Source organism: Duganella sp. CF402 (assembly GCF_900109645.1).
GTDB lineage: Bacteria > Pseudomonadota > Gammaproteobacteria > Burkholderiales > Burkholderiaceae_D > Rugamonas.
Genome location: NZ_FOBG01000001.1, coordinates 3462970 through 3486351, shown reverse-complemented (window position 1 = coordinate 3486351; position 23382 = coordinate 3462970). Strand labels below are relative to the sequence as shown.

General features: G+C 65.8%; 23 protein-coding genes. 13 read left to right on the top strand and 10 right to left on the bottom strand.

The genetic code is table 11. The features are described 5' to 3' along the window. Window positions 1-7: 7 nt before the first annotated feature. Genes BMZ70_RS15665 through yjgA form a run of 3 tightly spaced genes read right to left on the bottom strand, consistent with a single transcriptional unit; the run spans window position 8 to window position 1924 of the window. Window positions 8-685: an alpha/beta hydrolase gene (locus BMZ70_RS15665; protein WP_092276091.1), complete on the bottom strand. Its 678-nt coding sequence runs from the start codon at window positions 683-685 to the stop codon at window positions 8-10. Next, window positions 682-1317: a molybdopterin adenylyltransferase gene (mog, locus tag BMZ70_RS15660; RefSeq protein WP_092276088.1), complete on the bottom strand. Its 636-nt coding sequence runs from the start codon at window positions 1315-1317 to the stop codon at window positions 682-684. Before mog ends, BMZ70_RS15665 begins: the two co-directional genes overlap by 4 nt. Continuing rightward, complete coding sequence (gene yjgA, locus BMZ70_RS15655; RefSeq protein WP_092276085.1) at window positions 1307-1924, bottom strand: ribosome biogenesis factor YjgA; 618 nt, start codon at window positions 1922-1924, stop codon at window positions 1307-1309. Before yjgA ends, mog begins: the two co-directional genes overlap by 11 nt. A 94-nt stretch (window positions 1925-2018) precedes the next feature. Here yjgA and pmbA point away from each other — a divergent pair, with 94 nt between their 5' ends. Beyond that, window positions 2019-3371, top strand: coding sequence for a metalloprotease PmbA (gene pmbA / locus BMZ70_RS15650; protein WP_092276082.1), 1353 nt, complete (start codon window positions 2019-2021; stop codon window positions 3369-3371). Here the strand turns inward: pmbA and BMZ70_RS28370 are convergent. From BMZ70_RS28370 to BMZ70_RS15635, 4 genes are all read right to left on the bottom strand, one after another. After that, window positions 3368-3514, bottom strand: coding sequence for a hypothetical protein (locus BMZ70_RS28370; protein ID WP_165403467.1), 147 nt, complete (start codon window positions 3512-3514; stop codon window positions 3368-3370). The genes pmbA and BMZ70_RS28370 overlap by 4 nt on opposite strands. Before the next feature lie 57 nt (window positions 3515-3571). Then, window positions 3572-4615, bottom strand: coding sequence for a hypothetical protein (locus tag BMZ70_RS15645; RefSeq protein WP_130300760.1), 1044 nt, complete (start codon window positions 4613-4615; stop codon window positions 3572-3574). 139 nt (window positions 4616-4754) lie between these two features. Further along, window positions 4755-5885: a M14 family metallopeptidase gene (locus BMZ70_RS15640; protein WP_092276076.1), complete on the bottom strand. Its 1131-nt coding sequence runs from the start codon at window positions 5883-5885 to the stop codon at window positions 4755-4757. A gap of 93 nt (window positions 5886-5978) precedes the next feature. Further along, complete coding sequence (locus BMZ70_RS15635) at window positions 5979-6968, bottom strand: PaaX family transcriptional regulator (protein ID WP_092276073.1); 990 nt, start codon at window positions 6966-6968, stop codon at window positions 5979-5981. A 148-nt stretch (window positions 6969-7116) separates the two neighbouring features. Here BMZ70_RS15635 and paaA point away from each other — a divergent pair, with 148 nt between their 5' ends. The 11 genes from paaA to paaZ are packed head-to-tail and all read left to right on the top strand — an operon-like array spanning window position 7117 to window position 17707. Next, a complete protein-coding gene (gene paaA, locus BMZ70_RS15630; RefSeq protein ID WP_092276070.1) occupies window positions 7117-8100 on the top strand; it encodes a 1,2-phenylacetyl-CoA epoxidase subunit PaaA in 984 nt (327 codons plus the stop codon). 11 nt (window positions 8101-8111) lie between these two features. Further along, complete coding sequence (paaB, locus tag BMZ70_RS15625) at window positions 8112-8396, top strand: 1,2-phenylacetyl-CoA epoxidase subunit PaaB (RefSeq protein WP_092276067.1); 285 nt, start codon at window positions 8112-8114, stop codon at window positions 8394-8396. 12 nt (window positions 8397-8408) lie between these two features. Further along, window positions 8409-9161, top strand: coding sequence for a 1,2-phenylacetyl-CoA epoxidase subunit PaaC (gene paaC / locus BMZ70_RS15620; protein ID WP_092276064.1), 753 nt, complete (start codon window positions 8409-8411; stop codon window positions 9159-9161). A gap of 14 nt (window positions 9162-9175) precedes the next feature. Further along, complete coding sequence (gene paaD / locus BMZ70_RS15615; RefSeq protein ID WP_092276062.1) at window positions 9176-9769, top strand: 1,2-phenylacetyl-CoA epoxidase subunit PaaD; 594 nt, start codon at window positions 9176-9178, stop codon at window positions 9767-9769. A 7-nt stretch (window positions 9770-9776) separates the two neighbouring features. Next, complete coding sequence (gene paaE / locus BMZ70_RS15610; protein WP_092276059.1) at window positions 9777-10856, top strand: 1,2-phenylacetyl-CoA epoxidase subunit PaaE; 1080 nt, start codon at window positions 9777-9779, stop codon at window positions 10854-10856. Between the two features lie 15 nt (window positions 10857-10871). Beyond that, complete coding sequence (gene paaG, locus BMZ70_RS15605; protein ID WP_092276056.1) at window positions 10872-11672, top strand: 2-(1,2-epoxy-1,2-dihydrophenyl)acetyl-CoA isomerase PaaG; 801 nt, start codon at window positions 10872-10874, stop codon at window positions 11670-11672. A gap of 1 nt (window position 11673) precedes the next feature. Then, window positions 11674-13254, top strand: a complete 1581-nt coding sequence (paaH, locus tag BMZ70_RS15600; protein ID WP_092276053.1) for a 3-hydroxyacyl-CoA dehydrogenase PaaH — start codon at window positions 11674-11676, stop codon at window positions 13252-13254. After that, window positions 13247-13681, top strand: coding sequence for a hydroxyphenylacetyl-CoA thioesterase PaaI (gene paaI, locus BMZ70_RS15595; protein WP_092276050.1), 435 nt, complete (start codon window positions 13247-13249; stop codon window positions 13679-13681). The genes paaH and paaI overlap by 8 nt, the downstream gene beginning before the upstream one ends. Before the next feature lie 13 nt (window positions 13682-13694). Beyond that, window positions 13695-15017, top strand: coding sequence for a phenylacetate--CoA ligase PaaK (gene paaK / locus BMZ70_RS15590; RefSeq protein ID WP_092276047.1), 1323 nt, complete (start codon window positions 13695-13697; stop codon window positions 15015-15017). A 15-nt stretch (window positions 15018-15032) separates the two neighbouring features. Next, complete coding sequence (gene paaY, locus BMZ70_RS15585; protein ID WP_092276044.1) at window positions 15033-15644, top strand: phenylacetic acid degradation protein PaaY; 612 nt, start codon at window positions 15033-15035, stop codon at window positions 15642-15644. 17 nt (window positions 15645-15661) lie between these two features. Next, a complete protein-coding gene (gene paaZ / locus BMZ70_RS15580) occupies window positions 15662-17707 on the top strand; it encodes a phenylacetic acid degradation bifunctional protein PaaZ (protein WP_092276041.1) in 2046 nt (681 codons plus the stop codon). Here paaZ and BMZ70_RS15575 read toward each other — a convergent pair whose 3' ends face one another. Then, window positions 17708-18094 (bottom strand): VOC family protein, encoded by a 387-nt coding sequence (locus BMZ70_RS15575; protein ID WP_092276037.1) that lies wholly within the window; start codon window positions 18092-18094, stop codon window positions 17708-17710. Between the two features lie 17 nt (window positions 18095-18111). Continuing rightward, a complete protein-coding gene (locus BMZ70_RS15570) occupies window positions 18112-19335 on the bottom strand; it encodes a M24 family metallopeptidase (RefSeq protein ID WP_304529074.1) in 1224 nt (407 codons plus the stop codon). 130 nt (window positions 19336-19465) lie between these two features. Between BMZ70_RS15570 and BMZ70_RS15565 the strand changes: the two genes are divergently transcribed. Then, window positions 19466-21067, top strand: coding sequence for a CehA/McbA family metallohydrolase domain-containing protein (locus BMZ70_RS15565; protein WP_092276031.1), 1602 nt, complete (start codon window positions 19466-19468; stop codon window positions 21065-21067). Here the strand turns inward: BMZ70_RS15565 and BMZ70_RS15560 are convergent, their stop codons facing one another. Beyond that, complete coding sequence (locus tag BMZ70_RS15560) at window positions 21068-23344, bottom strand: M4 family metallopeptidase (protein ID WP_092276028.1); 2277 nt, start codon at window positions 23342-23344, stop codon at window positions 21068-21070. Window positions 23345-23382: the final 38 nt, after the last annotated feature.

Here is a 23382-nt window from a genome sequence, read left to right as displayed (position 1 = left end):
CGGATTGTTACAGGACTTGCTTCAGCCAGGCGCTGATGTGGTCGACTTCTTCCTGGCACAGCGAGTGCTGCATCGCGTAGTCGTGCCACTCGACCTTGTAGCCCCAGTCGAGCAGCAGGTCGCGCGAGGCGGTGGCGCGGGCGATCGGGATCACCGGGTCCATGCGGCCGTGCACCAGGAAGATCGGCGTTTGCTTGCTCTCGGGCGTGTGCTCGGCGGCGGCCTTGGCGGCGATTGGCACGTAGCCGGACAGGCACAGCAGGCCGGCCAGCGGCTGGGTCTGGCGCAGGCCGGTTTGCAGGGTCATGGCGCAGCCTTGCGAGAAGCCGGCCAGGATGATGCGCTGATTCGGGATGCCGCGCGCGTTTTCGCGGGCAATCAGCGCTTCCACCCTGGCTTGCGAGGCGCGCAGGCCGTTCTCGTCTTCCTGCCGGCCGAGGTCGGTGGCGACGATGTCGTACCAGGCGCGCATCACGTAGCCGCCGTTGATGGTGACCGGCATGGTCTCGGCGTTCGGGAAGATGAAGCGGATGGCCGGCAGGCCGCTCAGGTCGAGTTCGTGCAGCATGGGCACGAAGTCGTTGGCGTCGGCGCCCAGGCCGTGCATCCAGATGATGGCCACGGTCGGGTTGGCGCCGGTTTCTTTTTCGATGGTTTGCAGCAGCGCAGTTGTACTATTCGTCATGCTTTTCCTTGGCGAAGGGCGGATTTCGGGCGGAAGGCTTTGCTCACGGCCGGATCGGTCTCCATGTAGGGGCCGCCGATCAGGTCGATGCAGTAGGGGATGGCGGCAAAGATGCCGCCCACCAGCGTGGCGCCGTCGGCGTCCTTCAGGCCGCCCAGCGTTTCGGCGATGGCTTTCGGCTGGCCCGGCAGGTTGAGGATCAGGGCGGCGTGGTCGGCGCTTTCGCGGATCACGGCGGTCTGGCGCGACAGGATGGCAGTCGGCACGAAGTGCAGGCTGATCTGGCGCATTTGCTCGCCAAAGCCCGGCATTTCCTTGGTGCCGACCGCCAGCGTGGCCTCGGGCGTGACGTCGCGCCGCGCCGGGCCGGTGCCGCCGGTGGTCAGGATCAGGTGGCAGCGGGCGACGTCGGCCAGCTCGGCCAGCGTGGCTTCGATCTGCGCGCGCTCGTCGGCGATCAATCGGGTTTCAACGCGGAACGGCGTGGTCAGGGCGCGCGCCAGCCAGTCTTGCAGGGCCGGGATGCCCTGGTCGGCATAGACGCCGCCGCTGGCGCGGTCGGACACCGAGACCAGGCCGACGACCAGCGGCGCGTCGGCGGCAGCGGCGGCGGGCGCGGTATTACTCGTCATCGGCGTCGATGTCGTCGGCTTCGTCGTCGGCGTCGTCGCCGCCTTTGGCCGCTTTGCGCTTGTCGGCTTCCAGCTGTTTCAGGATCTGGAAGATTTCGCGGTAGGCTTTCGGCGGCTTGTTCTCGGCCTGCTCCTTGCGCGCGTTGCGGATCAGGGTGCGCAGGTGCTGGACGTCGAGGTGCGGCGCTTCGCTCAGCAGGGCGGTCAGGGCGTTGTCGTCGGCCAGCAGTTTTTCGCGGCGGCGCTCGAGCGCGTGCATGGCGGCGGTTTCCGCCTTGGAGGCGCCTTTCCAGCTGTCGATGGCTTTCTGGATGATGGACACTTCTTCCTCATCCAGGGTGCGCATTTTCTTGCCGATGAATTGCATCTGGCGGCGACGGCCTTCGTGGTTGGTGATGTTCTGGCATTCGAGGATGGCGTCCAGCACGTCTTCCGGCATCGGCACGCGCTTGACGCGGTCGCGCGGGGCTTCGACCAGCACCTGGCCCATTTTCTGCAGCGCGTCGGACTGGCGCTTCATTTCGGACTTGGAAGGACGTTCGTATTCGTCTTCGAATTCGGACGAGCTGAAGCCGACGCCGCCGCCGCTGCGATTAGGATTTACCATATTATTAACTTTCCTGCGGGCGCGAGGCTGCGCCCTTAAACTGTAAACGACTGCTATGATAACTGTTTTAGCGGCCACCCGAAGAAAACAGCCCATGAGCGATACCCATTTCACCCACACCCAGGACCAGTTAAAGCAGCTCGCACGCGATGTGCTGGGCTATGCGAAAGCCCAGGGCGGCACCGATTGTGCCGTCGAAATCAGCGAGGGCAGCGGCCTGTCGGTGTCGGTGCGCAAGAGCCAGATCGAGACCATCGAGCAGAATAAAGACAAGGGCATGGGGGTGACGGTGTTCATCGGCCAGCGCCGCGGCAATGCCTCGACGTCCGATTTTTCGCCAGCCGCGCTGAAGGCGACGGTGGAGGCGGCCTACAACATCGCGCGTTTCACCGCCGACGACGATTGCGCCGGTCTGGCCGATGAGGACCAGTTGGAGCGCAATCCGCGCGATTTGCAGTTGTTTTATCCGTGGTCGATTTCGACCGAGGAGGCGGTCAAGCTGGCGCAGCGCGCCGAGGCGGCCGCGTTCGCGGTCGATCCGCGCATCACCAATTCGGAAGGCGCGGGCGTGCACGTGCAGCAGTCGCACTTTGTGGCGGCCAATTCGCGTGGCTTTATCGGCGGTTATCCGTATTCGCGCCACACCCTGTCGGTGGCGCCGATCGCCGGCAAGGGCAAGCATATGCAGCGCGACGACTGGTATTCGTCGGTGCGCGATGCGGGCAAGATGTCGTCGCCGGAAGCGATTGGCCGTTATGCGGCCGAGCGCGCGCTGGCGCGTTTGCATGCGCGCAGCATCGATACGCGCACCTGCCCGGTGCTGTTCGAGGCGCCGCTGGCGGCGGGTCTGCTGGGCGCGTTTGTGCAGGCGACTTCTGGTGGGGCGCTGTATCGCAAGTCGACCTTCCTGCTCGATTCGCTGGGCAAGCAGGTGCTGCCTAAGCATGTGCAGATTCATGAGGATCCACACATTATCGGCGGCGTCGGCTCGGCGCCGTTCGATGAAGAGGGCGTGCGCACGGTCAAGCGCGATGTGGTCAAGGATGGCGTGGTGCAGGGCTATTTCCTGTCGACTTACTCGGCACGCAAGCTGGGCATGAAGACGACTGGCAATGCGGGCGGTTCGCATAATTTGTCGCTGACTTCTTCGCTGACCACGGCTGGTGATGATTTTGCGGGGATGTTGCGCAAGATGGGCACCGGTTTGCTGGTGACTGAGCTGATGGGGCAGGGCACCAACTACGTCACCGGCGATTACTCGCGTGGCGCGGCTGGTTACTGGGTCGAGAATGGCGTGATCCAGTATCCGGTGGAGGAGATCACCATCGCCGGCAATATGAAGGATATGCTGGCGCAGATTGTTGCGGTCGGTAACGATGTGCTGGTGCGCGGCACCAAGTCGACCGGCTCGATCCTGATCGAGAATATGGTGGTGGCCGGTTCTTAATCGGTGATGCGGCGCGAGCGCCGGCGGCGGTTGACGCCGGGGCGCTTGGGCCGCTCGCCAGCAGCGGCGCGCCATGCGCTGGCGTGTGTCCAGCCTTCGCGGAAGGTGCGGCGGATGCAGATGTCGCGCCAGGCGTTGCGCACGCTGCCTCAGACAAATTCAGGCGAGGTGTGTGGGTGAGACACACCGTGCCTGTATGCTCACTTGCAGAGCTTGCTCGTGGGCTGGCCGCAGGCGATCAGGCGGCCCACATCCGGATTGGTCAGGTAGTCGAGGTGGGCGAGATCGGGGCGTTCCAGCAGGCCGAGGTAGGTCGGCGCGTTGGAGACCAGGATGTTGTGGACCGTGACGCCTTGCGCTGCGTAGCGCTCCGGCGGCAGCGTGTAGGACAGCAGGTCGTTTGGATCGGTGAAGGCCACCAAGGTGAGCGGCGGCGCGGCAGCCAGTGCGCGGCGTTGGCGCAGCAGTTGTTGCAGGCTGTCTGCCCCCGGCACGGCGGCGGGCGCGGTGCTGGCGGCCGGCTGTTGCTCGGCCAGCGAGAGCAGCGGTATCTGGTTGGCTGCCATGATCAGCAAGCGCATGCGCTGCATGGCTTGTTGCGCCAGCGTGGCCGCCATCGAACCGGCCGGTTCCTGCGTCATGCGCAGCAGCGTATCGAACAACAGTTTGCTGCCCATGCTGTGCGAAATCACCACCAGCGGCGCCTCCGGCCGCATCCCGGACAAGACTTGCAAGACCGCCTCGCGCATGCGCAGCTGCATGGTCTCGCGCGCTGCGCCCTGATAAATCAAGGCGTCTGGCAAACAGTCATCGATCAGGCCATCCTTGAAGCGGGCGTTGAGGCGCGCCCGCGTGTACGGGTAGGGCGGCGTGCCGGTGCACAGCGAGGACTTGCCGCTTTGGTCGTAGCATAGCTGGCGCTTGAGGTCATCGGTCAGCGGCGACCAGATCAGCGCATCAAAGCGTAGTTGGCCAGCTGGCGTGGCCACCACCGAGGGCACGATGTGCACGGCTGCACCGGTGGCCGAAGCTGGAACTGCCGCTGCCGCTGCCGGCGCCGTCGTCGCATCGCGCAAGGCTTGCGCCAGTTGCGGCACCACCACGCCGGCCCAGCTGGCGTCATGGGTGCAGATGCCGTGCACCAGCAGCACATCGGCAGCGTGGCCGTTGGCCTGTGCTGCCAGATCGATCAAACCGGGAAAAGTCGTGTGGGCATCCGCCAGTTGCGGCGGACGACAGGGCATGCTGCAGCCAGCGAGCAGCCAGCAAAACATGAGGGGACGGAACATGATGGACCTCCAGACGCGGCGCGCCAATGCGCCGCCTGAGGTCCAGTTTATTTTCCCCTGCGGCGGCCGCCTTGCGCCGCCGCAGGGGATGGCTTTACTGCTGCGCCAACAGCGACTGCAGCACCGGCTGCAGAATCGCCTTGCCCAGCTCGGCGCTGCGGGCGCCGTTCCAGCCGGTCTCCGGATCCGGATCGTTGGCGTTGTCCTTGAACGGCATCTCCAGCGTCAGCGACAGGCAGCCGAAGGCGTGCGTGATGTGCGGCGAGCCCATCGTCAGCGTTTCCGGCGTGTACGGCGTTTCGCCGTAGCCGAATTCATCCTGGAAGTCCGGGCTGGCGATCAGGAAATTGTCGATGAAGTATTGCTGCGCTTCGGCCTGGTCCGGCGTGAAGTTGGGCAAGGATTCGCTGCCGGCCACGAACACGTACGGCAAGCCTTCGTCGCCGTGGATGTCCAGGCACAGGTCGACGCCCACTTCGTGCATCTTCTGCTTGACCAGGAACACTTCCGGGCTGCGCTCCATCGTCGGGTTCAGCCATTCGCGGTTGAGGTTGGCGCCGGCCGCGTTGGTGCGCAGGTTGCCGCGCACCGAGCCGTCCGGATTCATGTTCGGCACCACGTAGAACACCGCTTCCTTCAGGCACTGGCGGCCGAACGGATTGGCCGGATCCAGCAGCGCTTCGACCATGCCTTCGACGAACCACTCGGCCATCGTCTCGCCCGGGTGCTGGCGCGCGATGACCCACACTTTCTGCTCCGCTTCCGGATCGCCGATCACCAGCATATTGAGGTCGCGGCCGTCGACCGTGCTGCCCAGGTCCACCAGCTTGACCAGCGGCGACAGCTGGGCGTTGTCGAGCAGCGCCAGGTGGCGTTCCCACGAATACGGCTCGAAGTAGGCGTAGTACACGCTGTCGTACTCGGGCGTGTGGTTGATGGTCATGGTCTTGCCGTCGTAGCTGGTCGGCACGCGGAACCAGCTGTCGCGGTCGTAGCTGGCCACGGCCTGGTAATCGTTCCAGCCATCCGGGTAGGCGGCGCTGCCGGCGTTGAGGAAGTTCATGGTCAGCGGCGTGCCCTGCGCGCCCTGCACGCGGTAGTAGAACCACTGGATGATGTCGGCGTGGGAATCCTTGCGGATGTTCAGGTCGATGGCGGCCGGATCGTCGGCGCGAACCACCTCGATGGCGCCGGCGTCGAATTGCTGGCTGATTTTGATAGGCATGGCGGAATCCTGGTGAATTCTATGGGAATAGTCGCCCGCGCTTGTGGCGCGGAGCCGACATGATACAGGGTAGTCCGCCCGCCTGCCCGGATTTCAGGCCAGCCCGCCGAAGCGGTCGAAGAAGGCCGCTTCGGCGGCCGGGGCAGCGGCGTCTTCGCGGCGCAGCGCAGTCTCGATGTGTTGCTCGGCCGCCGCATACACCAGCAGGTAGATTTGCCGCGCCAGCTCGTAGGCCAGCGCGCCCGGCCACGGCGTCGGCAGCAGTTCCACCGGCAGCTGCGGGTCGTGCAGCTGCACCCGGCGGTAGGCGTGCATCAACAAGGTGCGCACCACGAAGGCTTTTTCCGGCGTCAGCGGCTGGTCGCAGGCTTCCACCCCGGCCAGTCCATCTGCGTCCGCGCCGCCCGGCGGCAGGCCGTCGGCCGCATCGGCGGTGGCGCGCAAGGCCGCCAGCAGCGGCTCGAACTGGGCGATGAATTTGCTGTAGCCCTCGGCCACCCCGGCCACATCCCAGCCTTCGGCCACCAGGTCGCTGAGCGGACGCGCGCTCACTTGCCGCATCGACTTGCCCTGTACCACGAACAGCTTGCCGGCCACGCCCAGCCGCTTGAGCAGCTCGTCGAGCGCCGGGCCGTCGGCGGCCGGGTGGCCCATGATGCCGGGCGCGATCACGCTGTAGCCTTCCCACAGCAATTCCTTGCGCACCGCGCTGCGCTCGGCCGCGTTGAGTGCGCCGTCGCCGTTCAGCACCAGGGTCCAGCTGCCGTCCCAGTGCACATTGGGCGGCGCGTAGATGCGGCGGTAGGCGTGCACGAAGCGCGCCATCGCGTCCGGCGTGATGGCGTAGGAGGCGCGGCGGCCGTCGCGCTGGGCGCCCAGCCAGCCTTCCTGCGCCAGCCGGAACACCGAGGTGCGCAGCAGCCGGTCGTTGACGCCGAACGGCGCCAGCAGCTCGATCAGGCTGCCCAGCCACACCATGCCGCCGTGCGGCACGATGGCGTCGCCAAAAATGGTCACCACCAGCGATTTCGAGCGCGGCGGGTCAGTGGCCAAAAAGCTGGCGATCCATTCGTTGCAATTCATAGGCGGTTTATTAAGCTGGACGTGGAAACCATAGTTTACTTGCCCGCGCACGTAAAAGTTGATGAGAGACATTATTTTAATATGATTCAAAATAATCGTAGCTAAATAAAAATCCGTATCGTAATATGTGGAGAAGGAGGAGACAGCCATGTACGCACAACTGGTGGAGACCGGCCTCAAGCAAGTCCGCACGGCCGCCGACATGAGCCCGGAAGAGCAAGCCTTCCAGGCCCGCATCGACGACGGCATCAAGATCGAGGCCAAGGACTGGATGCCGGAGGCCTACCGCAAGACCCTGATCCGGCAAATCTCCCAGCACGCCCACTCGGAAATCGTCGGCCAGCTGCCGGAGGGGAACTGGGTGACGCGCGCGCCTACCCTCAAGCGCAAATCGATCCTGCTGGCCAAGATCCAGGACGAGGCCGGCCACGGCCTGTACCTGTACAGCGCCGCCGAAACGCTGGGTGTGTCGCGCGACGAACTGCTGGCCGCCCTGCACAGCGGCAAGGCCAAGTACTCGAGCATCTTCAATTACCCGACCCTGTCGTGGGCCGACATGGGCGCGATCGGCTGGCTGGTGGACGGCTCGGCCATCATCAACCAGATCCCGCTGTGCCGCTGCTCCTACGGCCCGTATGCGCGCGCCATGATCCGCGTGTGCAAGGAAGAATCGTTCCATGCGCGCCAGGGCTACGACATCATGCTGTCGCTGGCGCGCGGCACGCCCGAGCAGAAGGCGATGGCGCAGGATGCGCTGAACCGCTGGTGGTGGCCGTCGCTGATGATGTTCGGCCCCTCGGACGCGGAATCGGTCAACAGCGCGCAGTCGGCGCAGTGGCGCATCAAGCTGTTCTCCAACGACGAACTGCGCCAGCGCATGGTCGACCAGACCGTGCCGCAAGCCGAATACCTCGGCCTGACCATCCCCGACCCGGACCTGAAGTGGAACGCGGAGACCGGCCACTACGAGTTTGGCGCCATCGACTGGACCGAGTTCCAGAACGTCCTGAAGGGCAATGGCCCGTGCAACCGCGAGCGCCTGCGCACCCGCGTCAAGGCCTGGGACGACGGCGAGTGGTTCCGCGAGGCGCTGGTCGCCCACGCCGACAAGAAAAACGCACGCGCCGCATAAAGGAGACAGCAATGAGCAAAGAATGGCCACTGTGGGAAATCTTCATCCGCAGCCAGCACGGGCTGGCGCACAAGCACGTCGGCAGCCTGCACGCGCCGGACGCCGAGATGGCGGTCAACAACGCGCGCGACGTTTATACGCGGCGCAATGAAGGCGTCAGCATCTGGGTGGTGCGCGCGGCCGATATTGTCGCCAGCAGCCCGGCCGACAAGGGCGCGCTGTTCGAGCCGTCCAACAGCAAGGTGTACCGCCACCCGACCTTCTTCCCGATGCCGGAAGAAGTCAAGAACCTGTAAGGCGCGACCATCATGGACAACAAGGTCAATTACCTGCTGCGCCTCGGCGACAATGCGCTGATCCTGAGCCAGCAGCTGTCGCAGTGGTGCGGCAAGGGCCCGGCGCTGGAAGAAGACATGGCGCTGACCAATGTGGCGCTGGACCTGCTGGGCCAGACCCGCATGTGGTACGAGTACGCGGCCGAACTGGAAGGCGCGGGCCGCGACGAGGACAAGCTGGCCTACCTGCGCGACGCACATGAATTCAAGAACTGCCTGCTGCTGGAACAGCCGAATGGCAACTACGCCGACACGCTGGTGCGCCAGTTCTTCTTCGACGCTTGGCATTACTTCCTGATCGAAGCGCTGACGCGCAGCAGCGACGCGCGCATCGCCGCCATCGCCGAGAAGTCGCTCAAGGAAGTGACTTACCACCTGCGCCGCAGCGGCGACTTGATGGTGCGCCTCGGCGACGGCACGGAGATCAGCCATGCGCGCACCCAGGCCGCCGTCAACGAGTTGTGGATGTACAGCGGCGAAGTGTTCGCCTACGACGCGGTGGATGAAGCGATGGTCGCCGCCGGCGTGGCGCCGGCCGCCGACGAACTGCGCGCGCACTGGCTGGCGCATGTCAGAGAGATTCTGGCCGAGGCCACGCTGACGATGCCGCCTGCCGATGCGTGGATGCAAAGCGGCGGCAAGCAAGGCCGCCACAGCGAGCACCTTGGCTACATCCTGGCCGAGATGCAGTTCCTGCAGCGCGCCTATCCGGGCGCGGAGTGGTAAGCAGCGAGCCCGCCATGAAAGCCGCCGCCACCGCACCCGCCACTGTCGCTCCGGCGAAGGACGGACGGTGCGCCGCTGCGACCCAAGCTGAGCAAATCTGGGCCTGGCTCGCCGCCGTGCCCGATCCCGAAATCCCAGTCATCAGCATCGTCGACCTGGGCATCGTACGCGAGGTACGCGTGGCCGCCGACGGCGCGTGCGACGTCACCATCACGCCAACGTACTCCGGCTGCCCGGCCATGCAAGTCATCGCCGAGGCCATCACCGAAGCGCTGCACACGCACGGCGTAGCGACAGTGCGGCTGCACAACCAGCTCTCGCCCGCCTGGACCACAGACTGGATGAGCGACGCCGGCAAAGCCGCCCTGCGCGGCTACGGCATCGCCCCACCGGCGCAGCAAGTGATCGACATCAGCGGCCTGCGCGCCAACGCTGCCGGCCCGCTGGCCGCCATCTCGCGCCGCGCCACCGTCGCGCCGACCGTGGCCTGCCCGCACTGCGGCTCCACCCACACCGAGATCACCAGCCAGTTCGGCTCCACGCCCTGCAAGGCGCTGTACAAATGCCTGGCCTGCCGCGAACCCTTCGACTACTTCAAGTGCCACTAAAACGATCATGAGCAAATTCCATCCGCTGACCATCGCCCAAGTGCGCAACGAAACGCGCGACACCATCGCCGTCACCTTCGCCGTGCCGCCCGAGCTGCGCAACAGCTTCCGGTTCCAGCAAGGCCAGCACCTGACCCTGCGCGCAAAAATCGGCGATGAAGACGTACGCCGCTCCTACTCGATCTGCTCCGCCGTGCAGGACGGCGCGCTGCGCGTGGCCATCAAGCGCACCCACGGCGGCCTGTTCTCCGGCTGGGCCAACGACACCTTGCAGGCCGGCCAGACGCTGGACGTGATGCCGCCGATGGGCCACTTCAACGTCCCGCTGGACGCGGCCAACCGCAAGCACTACCTGGCCTTCGCGGCCGGCAGCGGCATCACGCCCATCCTGTCCATCATCAAGACCACGCTGGCGGCCGAACCGCACAGCCGCTTCACGCTCTTCTACGGCAACCGGGCCTCCTCCTCGGTCATCTTCCGGGACGAACTGTCCGACTTGAAGGACACTTACATGGAGCGTCTCAAGCTGGCCTACGTAATGAGCCGCGAGCAGCAGGACATCGAATTGTTCAACGGCCGCATCACCAAGGAGAAAGCCGCGCAATTCCTGCAGCACTGGGTGCGCGCCGACGATATCGACGTCGCCTTCATCTGCGGCCCCGAAGACATGATGCACGGCGTCTCGGCCGCGCTGCAGGAAGCCGGCATGCCGAAGCAGAACATCAAGATCGAGCTGTTCGCCGCCAGCATCCCCAAGCACACGCACCAGCCGCGCGCCACGGCCGCCGAAGCCGCGCACCAGCACACCGAAGTCACCGTCATCATGGACGGCAACGCCGCCAGCTTCACGATGGAGCAGGACAAGGAATCGCTGCTCGACGCCGGCCTGCGCGCGGGCCTCGACATGCGCTACTCGTGCAAGGGCGGCGTGTGCTCGACCTGCCGCTGCAAAGTCATTGAGGGCAAGGTCGACATGGACGCCAACTACGCACTGGAAGACTATGAAATCGCGCGCGGCTACGTATTGAGTTGCCAAAGCTTCCCCACCACCGCCAAAGTCGTCATCGACTTCGACCAGGCCGAATAAAAACACGGAGACATCATGGACTACCAGAACATCCTGTTCGACATCAGCGGCGGCGTCGCCACGCTGACGCTGAACCGCCCGGACAAACTGAATAGCTTCACCCAGGCCATGCACGAAGAAGTGCGCCATGCGCTCAAGCGCGTCGCCAGCGAAGCGGCCAGCGGCGCCGCTCGGGTGCTGGTGCTGACCGGCGCCGGTCGCGGCTTCTGCGCCGGGCAGGACCTGTCGGATCGCGCGGTGGAGCCGGGCGCGCGCACAGTGGATCTGGGCGACTCGGTGGAGAAGAACTACGCGCCGCTGGTGCAGTCGCTGCGCCACCTGCCGCTGCCGGTGATCTGCGCCGTCAACGGCGTGGCGGCCGGCGCCGGCGCCAACATCGCGCTGGCCTGCGACATCGTACTGGCGACCAAGTCGGCCTCGTTCATCGAAGCGTTCTGCAAACTGGGCCTGATTCCCGACACTGGGGGCACCTACTTCCTACCGCGTCTCGTCGGCAGTGCGCGGGCGATGGGGCTGGCCATGCTGGGTGAAAAACTGACGGCGGAAAAAGCCGAGGCCTGGGGCCTGATCTGGAAAGCGATTCCCGACGAGGATTTCGCCGCCGAAGTGCAGGCGATGGCGCGCCAGCTGGCCGCCGCGCCGACCAAAGGACTGGCCTTCACCAAACAGGCCTTGCACGCCAGCCCGCACAACAGCCTGCACCAGCAACTGACGCTGGAATGCGGCATGATGAGTGAGCTGGGTCGCAGCGACGATTACCGCGAGGGCGTGGCCGCCTTCATGGAAAAGCGCGCGCCACAATTCAAGGGGCGCTGAGATGACGGCCCTGTATACCGGCCGCACGGTCGCGGTGATCGGCAGCGGCGCAATGGGCGCGGGCATCGCGCAGGTGGCGGCGGTGGCCGGCTACACGGTGCGCTTGTTTGACACGCGCCCGGAAGCGGTGGACAAGGCGATTTCCGGGATAGCGTCGGCGCTCGACAAGCTGGTCGCCAAGGAGCGGATCAGCGCTGCGGACTGCGCGGCCGCTGTGACGCGCTTGCATGCTGCGCCTGCGCTGGACGACGTGGCCGATGCGGGCATGGTGGTGGAGGCCATCGTCGAAAACCTCGAGGCCAAGCGCGGGCTGTTTGCGCAGCTGGAGGCGATCGTGGCGGATGACTGTATTTTGGCGACCAATACCTCGTCGATTTCCGTGACGGCGATTGCGGCGGGGCTGCGCTTGCCGGGCCGCGTGGTGGGCATGCACTTCTTTAATCCGGTGCCGTTGATGGCGTTGTGTGAAGTTGTCAGCGGCCTCGCCACCGATGGCGGCGTTGCGCAGACGGTGTACGACACGGCGGCGGCGTGGGGCAAGATTCCAGTGCACGCCAAGTCGACGCCGGGTTTTATCGTCAATCGCGTGGCGCGGCCGTTTTACGCCGAGGGCTGGCGCTTGTTGAATGAGCAGGCGGCCGATGCGGCCACCATCGATGCCGTGATGCGCGAGGCCGGCGGCTTCCGCATGGGGCCTTTTGAGTTGATGGATTTGATCGGGCATGACGTGAATTTTTCGGTCACGCAGTCGGTCTTCAACGCCTACTTCGGCGATCCCCGTTTTACGCCGTCGGTGCTGCAGCAGGAGATGGTGAACGCCGGCTTCCTCGGCCGCAAGGCGGGGCGCGGCTTTTATCACTACGGCGATGCGGCCGCCACGCTGCAGGCGCAGGCCGAGGCGCCGCAGCCGAAGCCGGAGTATGTGAGCTATACGGTGGAGCAGGGCGCAGCCTTGCATGCGGTGGGCGGAGCGGTGGTTGATGCGCTGGCGGCGCGCCTGCGTGCTGCTGGTATCGAGATCGCGCAGCGCCGCACACCGGAGGCGATCCGTCAAGCCGGTCCGCACGACGATGCGCCGGCCTTCCACTGCAACGGCGCCGCCGTCTACCTGACCGACGGCCGCAGCGCCACCCAGCGCGCGCGCGACAACCATCATCCGGACACGGTATTGGTCGACCTCGCGCTGGACTACGGCGGCGCCAATCGCATCGCCGTCGCCTGCGCCGACCAATGCACGCCGGCTGCGTATCGCGCCGTGGTCGGCCTGTTGCAAGCGGCCGGCTTCACCGTCACGCGGCTGGACGACGTGCCCGGCATGGCCGTGATGCGCACCGTCGCCATGCTGGCCAACGAGGCAGCGGATGCGGTCAACCAGGGCGTGTGCAGCGCCGCCGCCGCCGACATCGCGATGCAGAAAGGCGTCAACTACCCGCGCGGCCCGCTGGCGTGGGCGGACGCCGTCGGCATTGAACACATTGTGCGCGTGCTGACCAATTTGGCGAGCAGCTATGGCGAGGACCGCTACCGCGTCTCGCCGCTGCTGCGCCGCAAGCAGGCGAGCGGAGGGCGTTTTCATGACTAAGCTGAACGACGATCCGCAGGCACTGGCCGAGGCGGTGGCGGCGGCGATGTTCTCGCGCGATCCTGCCTCGCAAGCGCTCGGCATGACCATCGACGCCGTCGCTCCCGGCTATGCGCGCATGTCGATGCCGGTGCGCGCCGACATGCTGAATGGCCACCAGACCTGTCACGGCGGCTTCATTTTCACGCTGGCAGACAGCGCCTTCGCCTTCGCCTGCAACAGCCATAACCACACCACCGTCGGCGCAGCCTGCACCATCGACTACCTCGCGCCCGGCCGCGAAGGCGATGTGCTGACCGCCACCGCGACCGAACAAGCGTTGGCCGGCAAGAGCGGCGTCTATGACGTCAAGGTCACCAATCAGGAAGGCCGCACCATCGCCCTGTTCCGCGGCAAATCGCACCGCATCAGCGGCACCGTCATCTAACGAGGAGACACCGATGGTCCAACGCACCCCCGCGCCGTCCGATCTGGAACCGATCGAACGCGCCAGCCGCGACGAGCTGCAAGCGCTGCAACTGCAACGCATGCAGTGGACGCTGCGCCACGCCTATGACAACGTGCCGCACTACCGCGCCGCCTTCGACGCCGCCGGTGTCCACCCGGACGATTTGAAAACGCTCGCCGATCTCGCCAAATTCCCGTTCACCGGCAAGAAGGACCTGCGCGACAACTACCCATTCGGCCTGTTCGCCGTGCCGCAAGACCGCGTGGTGCGTGTGCACGCATCGAGCGGTACTACCGGTAAGCCCACTGTGGTCGGCTACACCCAGAACGACATCGACACCTGGGCCAACGTGGTGGCGCGCTCGATCCGCGCTGCCGGCGGCCGGCGCGGCGACATGGTGCACATCGCCTACGGCTACGGCCTGTTCACCGGTGGCCTTGGCGCGCACTACGGCGCCGAACGTCTCGGCTGCACCGTGGTGCCTATGTCCGGCGGCCAGACCGAGAAACAGGTGCAGCTGATCCAGGACTTCAAACCATCGATCATCATGGTGACGCCGTCCTACATGTTGAACATCATTGAGGAATTCCAGCGCCAGGGACTGGACGCCGCCGCCAGCTCGCTCAAGGTCGGCATCTTCGGCGCTGAGCCGTGGACCGACGCCATGCGCGCCGAGATCGAGCAGCGCGCCAGCATCGACGCGGTGGACATCTACGGCCTGTCGGAAGTGATGGGCCCCGGCGTCGCCAGCGAGTGCATCGAGAGCAAGGACGGCCCGGTGATATGGGAAGACCACTTCTACCCGGAGATCATCGATCCCGAAACCGGCGAGGTGCTGCCGGACGGCGAGGAGGGCGAGCTGGTATTCACCTCGCTGAGCAAGGAAGCGCTGCCCATCATCCGCTATCGCACGCGCGACCTCACGCGCCTGCTGCCGCCGACCTCGCGCAGCATGCGCCGCATCGGCAAGATCACCGGGCGCTCGGACGATATGCTGATTATCCGTGGCGTCAATGTGTTCCCGACTCAGATCGAAGAACTGATTTGCAAGATGCCGAAACTGGCGCCGCAATATCAGCTCGTTGTCAGCCGTGACGGCCATCTCGACAAGCTGGAAGTGCGGGCCGAACTGCGTCCTGAGGTGGCCAGCAGCGCGCCGGCCGGCGAAGTCGAAGCGCTGGCCCGCGATCTGGAACAGCGCATCAAGACCAACGTCGGCGTCAGCACCAAGGTTACGCTGCTGCCGCCCAACGGCATCGAGCGCACGCTGACCGGCAAGGCGCGCCGCGTGATCGATCAGCGCCCGCGCGGCTAAGGCTAAGGAGTAGCGATGGTCAAGGTTTATGAAATCAATGGCGTCACGCCGGTGGTTCACCCGACTGCCTACGTGCATCCGAGCGCGGTGCTGATCGGCGATGTGATCGTCGGCCCGCGCTGCTATATTGGCCCGCTGGCGGCGCTGCGCGGCGACTTCGGGCGGCTGGTGCTGGAGGAAGGCGCCAACCTGCAGGACACCTGCGTGATGCACGGCTTCCCCGGCTGCGATACGGTAGTTGAGCAGGATGGCCATATCGGGCACGGCGCTGTGCTGCACGGCTGTCGCATTGGCCGCAACGCGCTGGTCGGCATGAACAGCGTCGTCATGGACAACGCCGTGGTGGGCGCGGACAGCATCGTCGCCGCCATGAGCTTCGTGCGCGCGGGGATGCAGATCCCGCCGCGCAGCATGGCGGTCGGCTCGCCGGCCAAGGTGCTGCGCGAATTGAGTGACGACGAGATCCAATGGAAAACCAACGGTACCGGGCAGTACCAGGAGCTGGCGGTGCGCAGCATGCAGACCATGCGCGAGACCGAAGCGCTCACCGCGCCGGAGCCGGACCGCAAGCGCATCGCGTGGGACAGCGCGCTGCCGCTGCACTTGCACAAGAACGCCTCAGCATAATCAACGGAGACTGCACCATGCCACAGACTTTACAAAGCTTCATCGCCGGCCGCTGGATCGGCAGCGAGGCCGCCGCGCCGCTGCACAGCGCCCTGACCAACGCCGTGATCTACCACACCCACGCCGACCAGATCGACTTCGGCGAGGCGGTGAGCTATGCGCGCAAGAGCGGCATCCCGGCGCTGATGCAGATGAATTTCCAGCAGCGCGCCGCGCGCCTGAAGGCGCTGGCCGTGTACCTGCTGAGCCGCAAGGAAGAGCTGTACGCCATCTCGCACCTGACCGGCGCCACCCGCGCCGACAGCTGGGTCGATATCGAAGGCGGCACCGGCACGCTGTTCGCCTACGCCAGCATGGGCAGCCGCGAGCTGCCGTCGTCCAACGTGCTGCATGAAGGCCCGGCGATGGCGCTCGGGAAGAACGGCGGCTTTGCCGGCACCCACATCCTGGTGCCGCGCGGCGGGTTGGCGGTGCACATCAACGCTTTCAACTTCCCGATCTGGGGCCTGCTGGAGAAATTCGCGCCGAGCTTTCTGGCGGCCATGCCGTGCATCGGCAAACCGGCCAGCGCCACCAGCTACCTGACCGAAGCGCTGGTGCGCATGATGCACGAATCCGGCCTGCTGCCGGAAGGCGCGCTGCAACTGGTGATCGGCGGCACCGGCGACCTGCTGGACCGCCTCGGCGGCGCTGACGTGGTGACCTTCACCGGCTCGGCCGACACGGCGGCGCGGCTGCGCACCAACCGCAACCTGATCGCCAACTCGGTGCCGTTCACCGCCGAAGCGGATTCGCTCAACTGCGCCATCCTGGCGCCGGACGTGACGCCGGACGATGCGGAGTTCGACCTGTTCGTGAAGGAGGTGGCGCGCGAGATGACCGGCAAGGCGGGGCAGAAGTGTACCGCGATCCGCCGCATCATCGTGCCCGATCATCTGGTCGATGCGGTGGGCACACGCCTGCGCGAGCGGCTGGCGAAAGTCAGCGTTGGCGATCCGTCGGTGGACGGCGTGCGCATGGGGGCGCTGGCGTCGCGCGATCAGCAGCGCGATGTGGCCGAGCGGGTCGAACTGCTCGCGCGCGGCAACGAGGTGTTGTTCAGTGCGCGCGATGGCTTCAAGCCGGTCGGCGAGGGCGTGAGCGAAGGCGCGTTCTTCGCGCCGACGCTGCTGCTGTGCCGTGACGGCATGGGCAATGAGGCGGTGCACGACGTCGAGGCGTTTGGCCCGGTCAGCACCATCATCAGTTATCACGGCATCGACGAAGCGCTGGCGCTGGCCGCGCGCGGCAAGGGTTCGCTGGTGTCGACGCTGGTGACCAAAGAGCCGGCGATTGCCGCCTACGCGGTGCCGATGGCGGCGGCCTCGCATGGCCGCGTGCTGGTGCTCGAGCGCGAGGCGGCGGTGGATTCCACCGGCCACGGCTCGCCGCTGCCGCAGCTCAAGCACGGCGGTCCGGGACGCGCTGGCGGCGGCGAAGAGCTGGGCGGCATCCGCGCGGTGCGCCACTTCCTGCAGCGCGCGGCGGTGCAAGGCTCGCCGACCATGCTGGCGGCGGTGACCGGCGAATACGTGCGCGGTGCGAAGGTGCAGGAAGAGGCGCTGCATCCGTTCCGCAAGCACTTCGAGGATCTGGCCATCGGCGATTCGCTGCTGACCCATCGCCGCACCGTCAGCGAGGCCGACATCGTCAACTTCGGCGGCGTCTCGGGCGACTACTTCTACATGCATTTCGACGAGGTGGCGGCGAAAGACACGCAGTTCGGCCAGCGCATCGCGCACGGCTACTTCGTGCTGTCGGCGGCGGCGGGCTTGTTCGTGTCGCCGGCGCCGGGGCCGGTGCTGGCCAACTATGGATTGGATAACCTGCGCTTCGTGGCGCCGGTGGCGATCGGCGACACCATCCGCGCGCGCCTGACCTGCAAGCGCAAGGTCGATCGCAACCGCACCGACGACAAGGGCGTGGGGCAGGGCGTGGTGGCGTGGGACGTGCAGGTGACCAACCAGCGCGACGAGCTGGTGGCCAGCTACGACATCCTCACGCTGGTGATGAAGCGCAGCTGATTACTGGCCCGGCGGCGGTTCCCACAGTTCGCACTTGTTCCCTTCCGGGTCGATGACCCAGCCGAACTTGCCGAACTCGGAATCGTCGGTTTTATCGAGCACGTTGCAGCCCTCGTCGCGCAGGGCTTGCAGCAGCGCGGCCAGATCGGCCACGCGGTAATTCACCACGAATGGTTTGCTGGCCGGTGCGAAGGCGTTGCTGTCGGCGGCCGAGATACACCACGCGGTGGTGCCGCCGGTCGGCTTGCCGTCATCGTCGGTCCAATCGAACGCCGCGCCGCCCCAGGCTTGCACGTCGATACCGAGATGGCGCTTGTACCACTCGCCCAGCGCCTTGGGGTCTTGCGCATAAAAGAAAATACCGCCGATGCCAGTCACTCGTTTCATGCACGCCTCCTGAGAGATTAACGTTTCAAGCCAAACGGGTCGTCGATGCTGTGGGCTGGTTCGGTGAACCATTTCGGGCCGCTGGCGGTCATGTAGAAGTGGTCTTCATGGCGCACGCCGAATTCGCCCGGGATGCAGATCATCGGTTCGTTCGAGAAGCACATGCCGACGTCCAGCGGCGTTTTGTCGCCGCCAACCAGGTAGGGCCACTCGTGGATGTCGAGGCCGATGCCGTGGCCGGTGCGGTGCGGCAGGCCGGGCAACTTGTAGCCGGGGCCGAAGCCGTCCGCTTCCAGCGAATGGCGGGCGGCGGCGTCCACTTCCTCGCACGGCACGCTCAGCTGGGCGGCGGCGAAGGCGGCGGCTTGCGCTTTCTTTTCGCTGTTCCATACCGAACGCTGGCGCTCGCTGATCGGGCCGTACACGTAGGTGCGGGTGATGTCGGAGATGTAGTTGTGCAGTTTGCAGCCGGTGTCGATCAGCACCGTGTCTCCGGACTTCAGCGTCTGCACGTAGCTCACGCCGTGCGGGTAGGCGGTGGCTTCGCCGAACAGCACGATCACGAAATACGAGCCGGAGGCGCCAACCTTGCGGTGCGCGCGGTCGATGAATTCTTCCACTTCCTTGGTGGTGATGCCCTCGCGCAGGATGCTGGCAGCGGCGATGTGCACCGCCAGCGTCATGTCCTTGGCGCGCTGCATCAGGGCGATTTCGGCGGCCGATTTGCGGGTGCGGCAGTGCGCGGTGACGGCGCGCGCATTCTCCAGCGCGTAGCCGTCGGCCAGCGGACGGATGCCGTCGTAGATGAAGAAGGCGGCGCTTTCGCAGATGCCCACGCGCGGCGGCTGTGCAGGATTCGGCGCGATGCCCATGCGTTTCAGCACAGCGACGAACAAGGCGTACGGGCTTTCGTGCTCGTGCCAGCAGTTGACCGGGCCGTCGACCAGCATGAAGTCCTTCAAGGTGCTTTCTTCGAAAGCAGGGGCGATGTATTCGATGGCGCCTTGCGCCGGCAGGATGGCGCCGACCATGCGCTCGCTGGCGTACCACTTGGTGCCGGTGAAGTAGGTCAGGTTGGCGCCGGCGTTGAGGTAGATGGCGGCGATGCCTTGCGCCTGCATGTAGGCTTGCGCGCGCGCGATGCGCTGCAGGTGTTCGTCTTTGCCGATGGGGACTGCGCCCGCAGTCATGTCCGACAGGGAGGCCAATGCCTCGTCGATGGTCTTGCCGCCTATACCTATAGTCATTTTTATATCCTGATGTTGTGCGCGAGGATCGCTCGCTTGAACTGCCGATGATAGCAGGTCATTCGGCCGTCATACACCAATGTTATGGTGCCCGCTCGTCTGTTTCACACTTCAGGATGCACTCATGCCGTACAAAAAACTGCTGTTCCCTTCCGTCATCGCCACCGTGCTGATCATCGCTGCCTGCGGCGGCGACAACGCGCCGCAAAGCGTGGTGCCGCCGCTGCCGTCCGGCCGCTGGATCGCCGGCGATCTGCACACGCATACCACGCAGTCGGCCGACGCCGATGTCAGCCAGACGCTGGACAAGATTCTGGCCAAGGCCTTCACCAGCTATGGCCTGGACTGGATGGCGGTGTCGAATCACTTGCGCGTCTCCACCCGCGACGAGAAGGGCGTCACGCTGGCGGCGTCGATCCCGATGTCGCTCGGCGTTGAACGCTACGAGGCACCGCATGTGAAGGCGCTGCAGGCGGCCGGCACCTACGCCGACAAGCTGATTTTCTCCGGCTTCGAATGGGATATGCCGACCCACGACCATATCGGCATCGGCATGTTCGACGGCGCGGCCGCCAGCACCAAGGGCATGAAGGAATTCGAATATCTGTTCACCACGCGCGACGCCGCCATGTTCGACGCCGCCGATGTGGCGGCGTGGAAGGCCAAGTACGGCGAGACGCGCTACAACAAGACCGCCGACGATGCGCTGCAGGCGATCAACTGGCTTAAACAGAATTATCCGGATACCAGCTACGCGGTGATCAATCACCCGTCGCGCAACAAGGGCAGCTACAGCATCGCCGACTTCCGCGCCTTCAACGACGCCGCGCCCAACATCATGTTTGCCATCGAGGGCATGGTGGGCAACCAGATGGAGCCGGATCGCGGCGGCTACACGGCGGCCTACACCGACGACAACGCGCTGCTGCGGGTGTATGGCGGTGTCGATTACGTGGTCGCCAAGTTGGGCGGGCCGTGGGATGCCTTGCTGGGCGAGGGCCGCCGCATCTGGAACCTGACCGATTCCGACACCCACTTCAAGATCGTCGGCGGCAACAGCAGCGGCTATTTCCCCGGCGAGTATGCGAAGAACTATGTGTTCAACAGCGCCACCGGCGCACCCAGCGCCAGGGACCTGTTGGCCGGCCTGCGCTCGGGCAAGATGTTCTCGGTCTACGGCGACCTGATTAACGCGCTGGACTTCAACCTGGCCAGCCGCGATGACCGCAAGGAGATGGGCGGCGAACTGAAAGTGGCCAGCGGCGACAAGGTCACCATCACCATCCGCTTCAAGTCGCCGGCGAAGAACAATTACGAGAAGCCGGTCGACAGCGGCACGCCGGCCAACGTCAAGCCGGTGGTCGATCACGTCGACCTGATCGCCGGCGATGTCGGCGCCAGGGCGACGCCGGGCAGCGCGGCCTACAGCGTCGCCACCAACGCCAGCGCGCGCGTGGTCAAGCGCTTCACGGCGGCCGACTGGAAGGTGGATGCGGACGGTTATTACAGCGTCACCTATGAAACCACCGCCAGCAAGAACCAGTACTTCCGCCTGCGCGGCACCAACCTGGGCGTGGATGTCGCCGGACTGACGCAGGGCGGCGAACCGCTGGCCGACCAGCGCACCGGCACCACCGACAACACCCAGCGCTTCAACGATATCAACGACCGCAACTACCGCAGCCTGTGGTTCTATTCGAACCCGGTGTTCGTGTCGCTGCGTTGATTATTTGGTCAGCAGGCTGACCTTGTCGAGCACGAAGGACGTTTGCAGCGAGCGGTCTTCGCGCATGGCAAACGACAGCGTGACGGTCTGCCCTTTGAACGGCAGCAGGTCGAAGCTGCGGATCTGGTAACCGTCGGCCGGCGTCAGGTTGGTGTAGGTGGCCAGCGTGGCCAGCACCGCGCCGCCGCTGCCGCCGCTGCGGACGGTGACGGTCATAGTGTCGTACACGGTGTTGCCGCCTTCGTCGGTGTCGATGTGCAGCGCGAAGCTCAGTTGCGCGCTGGCGGCGTTGGCTGGAATGGTGACGCGCTGGGTCAGCGTTTCAGTGGCGCGCCGGCCGTTGCCGCCCAGCCAAGCGTAGCGCGTTCCTTCGTACGGCGGCTGGCCGGGATTGGCGCCGATCACGTACGTCGTGCCGCTCCAGCCGGTGACGCCGTTTTCGAAGCCGCCGTTGACGATGCGCTCGACCGCCTCGCCGCCACCGCCGCCGCCCGCTTCATCGATGTCGGCGCCGACGTTGATGGCGGCGTAGGCGCGCTGCACGGCAATCGCTTCCTTCGACGTCGCGCCGTACAGTTCCTGCGCCGCCTGCAGCACCTTGTTGCGGGCGTCGGCATAGTTGGTGGAGGAGGTGAATTTGGTGGTCAGCGCCTTGAACCAGATGCGGTAGGCCTTGTCGCTGCCGATGCCGCTCATGGCGGCCGGCGTGCGCGTCAGGTAGGGGCTGTGGTAGTCGCTGGCCGGGTCGGCGCTCGAACCCTGCGCCAGGAAGTAGAACATGCGGTTGTTGGGGCCGCTCGAGTAATGGACGTCGAGGTTGCCGAGGTTGCTGTTCCAGGAATCCGGGCTGCGGCCGTCCTTGCTCGGCTTGTACATCCAGCGCAGCGGCTGGCCGCTCTTGCTGATTTCCTTGCCCATCATCCAGTCGTTGCCGGCCGCCGGGACGGTGCCGCCGGTGCCGCCGTGGCGCGCGTAGGCTTCCACCATTTCGCCGCCGATGTCGGAGTTCGATTCGTTGAGGCCGCCCGATTCGCCGGCGTAGATCAGGTCGGCGGTGGAGGCGGTCACGCCGTGCGACATTTCGTGGCCGATGACGTCGATCGCGCCCAGGCTGGTGAAGCTGTTGCCGTCGCCGATGTACATGCACTTGCAGCTGTCGTCGTAGAAGGCGTTGTCGTAGGCGGTGCCGACGTGGGCGGCGATGTAGGTGGCGGTGTTGTTGCCGTCCAGCGATTGCCAGCCCAGCACGTTCTTGTTGGTGTCGTAGGTGTTCATCAGGCCCCACAGCGCGTTGACGGCGGCGGTCTGGCCGTTGGCGCTGGTGGTGCTGCCGCCGTTGTACTGCAGGCCGTCGCCCCAGGTGTTGCTGGCGTTGGTGTAGATGGCGCCGGGATCGGGGTTGTTGGGCGAGCTGTGGTTGGCGTTGGTGATGGCCATGCCGCCGTACCGCCCGCCCGTGCCGCGCGCGCTGTCGAGCATCTGGAAGCCGCCGGCGGTGGCCGAGGTGCTGATCGGCACCTGCCCGTTGTACTGGCTGTTGCCGATGCCGGTGACGGTTTGCAGCGCCGGCCACTTGGCGATCACGGCGCCGCTGTGGGCGTCGATCACCACGTCGTAGTAGACCAGCTTGCCGTCAAGCGCCATGCGCAGCTGCACCAGCCAGGCCAGCGCGTAGCGGTCCACCACCTCGACGACATCGAGGGCGTTGAGCTGGTCGTCGGGCTTGTTGGCGGCGGCGGCGGTACGGGTGGTTTTCATCAGCGGGTAGATCAGCAGCTCGGCGCTGGGCGGCCAGCGGTGGCTGGCGCCGGCGGCGATCGCCTGCACGGCGGCGGCGATGGCGGCCTCGCTGTTCAGGCTGGGCGTGAGGTCGGCGGGCAGTGGCGCGGCTGGCGGTGGTGGCGGGGCCACGCCGCCGGGCGTGGTCGCCTGCGGCTGCAGGCCGGGGCGGCGGTCGGAGGCGGACACGCTGAGGATGTCGCCGGCGGCGTTGGTCACCACCACCGATTCGGAGCCGAACACGCGCAAGCCCTTGTAGGTGTGCTGGGCGCGGGTGATTTTCTGGCCGACCACGCCGGGGTGCTGGCTGCTGATGCGGAAGCTGTAGCTGGCGTCGACGCCGGGGTGGGCGTCGAGCGCGTTGAGGCGCGCGACCAGGCTGGCGCTGTCCTGCGGCGTGGCGGTGGTGATGGGGGCCGACATCAGTTGGGCGGCGCCGGCGTGCAGCGCGGTCAGGGCGATGCAGGCGAATAACAGGGTGAGTGTGCGTGGTTTCATGTCATCCTCCGTGGTAGATGACTTCACGCTAGAACGAT

What these genes read in the sequence shown, in the direction of transcription:
- BMZ70_RS15665 (WP_092276091.1), bottom strand. Translation starts at nt 685, where the DNA reads ATGACGAATAGTACAACTGCGCTGCTGCAAACCATCGAAAAAGAAACC.
- mog (WP_092276088.1), bottom strand. Translation starts at nt 1,317, where the DNA reads ATGACGAGTAATACCGCGCCCGCCGCCGCTGCCGCCGACGCGCCGCTG.
- yjgA (WP_092276085.1), bottom strand. Translation starts at nt 1,924, where the DNA reads ATGGTAAATCCTAATCGCAGCGGCGGCGGCGTCGGCTTCAGCTCGTCC.
- pmbA (WP_092276082.1), top strand. Translation starts at nt 2,019, where the DNA reads ATGAGCGATACCCATTTCACCCACACCCAGGACCAGTTAAAGCAGCTC.
- BMZ70_RS15645 (WP_130300760.1), bottom strand. Translation starts at nt 4,615, where the DNA reads ATGCCCTGTCGTCCGCCGCAACTGGCGGATGCCCACACGACTTTTCCC.
- BMZ70_RS15640 (WP_092276076.1), bottom strand. Translation starts at nt 5,885, where the DNA reads ATGCCTATCAAAATCAGCCAGCAATTCGACGCCGGCGCCATCGAGGTG.
- BMZ70_RS15635 (WP_092276073.1), bottom strand. Translation starts at nt 6,968, where the DNA reads ATGAATTGCAACGAATGGATCGCCAGCTTTTTGGCCACTGACCCGCCG.
- paaA (WP_092276070.1), top strand. Translation starts at nt 7,117, where the DNA reads ATGTACGCACAACTGGTGGAGACCGGCCTCAAGCAAGTCCGCACGGCC.
- paaB (WP_092276067.1), top strand. Translation starts at nt 8,112, where the DNA reads ATGAGCAAAGAATGGCCACTGTGGGAAATCTTCATCCGCAGCCAGCAC.
- paaC (WP_092276064.1), top strand. Translation starts at nt 8,409, where the DNA reads ATGGACAACAAGGTCAATTACCTGCTGCGCCTCGGCGACAATGCGCTG.
- paaD (WP_092276062.1), top strand. Translation starts at nt 9,176, where the DNA reads ATGAAAGCCGCCGCCACCGCACCCGCCACTGTCGCTCCGGCGAAGGAC.
- paaE (WP_092276059.1), top strand. Translation starts at nt 9,777, where the DNA reads ATGAGCAAATTCCATCCGCTGACCATCGCCCAAGTGCGCAACGAAACG.
- paaG (WP_092276056.1), top strand. Translation starts at nt 10,872, where the DNA reads ATGGACTACCAGAACATCCTGTTCGACATCAGCGGCGGCGTCGCCACG.
- paaH (WP_092276053.1), top strand. Translation starts at nt 11,674, where the DNA reads ATGACGGCCCTGTATACCGGCCGCACGGTCGCGGTGATCGGCAGCGGC.
- paaI (WP_092276050.1), top strand. Translation starts at nt 13,247, where the DNA reads ATGACTAAGCTGAACGACGATCCGCAGGCACTGGCCGAGGCGGTGGCG.
- paaK (WP_092276047.1), top strand. Translation starts at nt 13,695, where the DNA reads ATGGTCCAACGCACCCCCGCGCCGTCCGATCTGGAACCGATCGAACGC.
- paaY (WP_092276044.1), top strand. Translation starts at nt 15,033, where the DNA reads ATGGTCAAGGTTTATGAAATCAATGGCGTCACGCCGGTGGTTCACCCG.
- paaZ (WP_092276041.1), top strand. Translation starts at nt 15,662, where the DNA reads ATGCCACAGACTTTACAAAGCTTCATCGCCGGCCGCTGGATCGGCAGC.
- BMZ70_RS15575 (WP_092276037.1), bottom strand. Translation starts at nt 18,094, where the DNA reads ATGAAACGAGTGACTGGCATCGGCGGTATTTTCTTTTATGCGCAAGAC.
- BMZ70_RS15565 (WP_092276031.1), top strand. Translation starts at nt 19,466, where the DNA reads ATGCCGTACAAAAAACTGCTGTTCCCTTCCGTCATCGCCACCGTGCTG.
- BMZ70_RS15560 (WP_092276028.1), bottom strand. Translation starts at nt 23,344, where the DNA reads ATGAAACCACGCACACTCACCCTGTTATTCGCCTGCATCGCCCTGACC.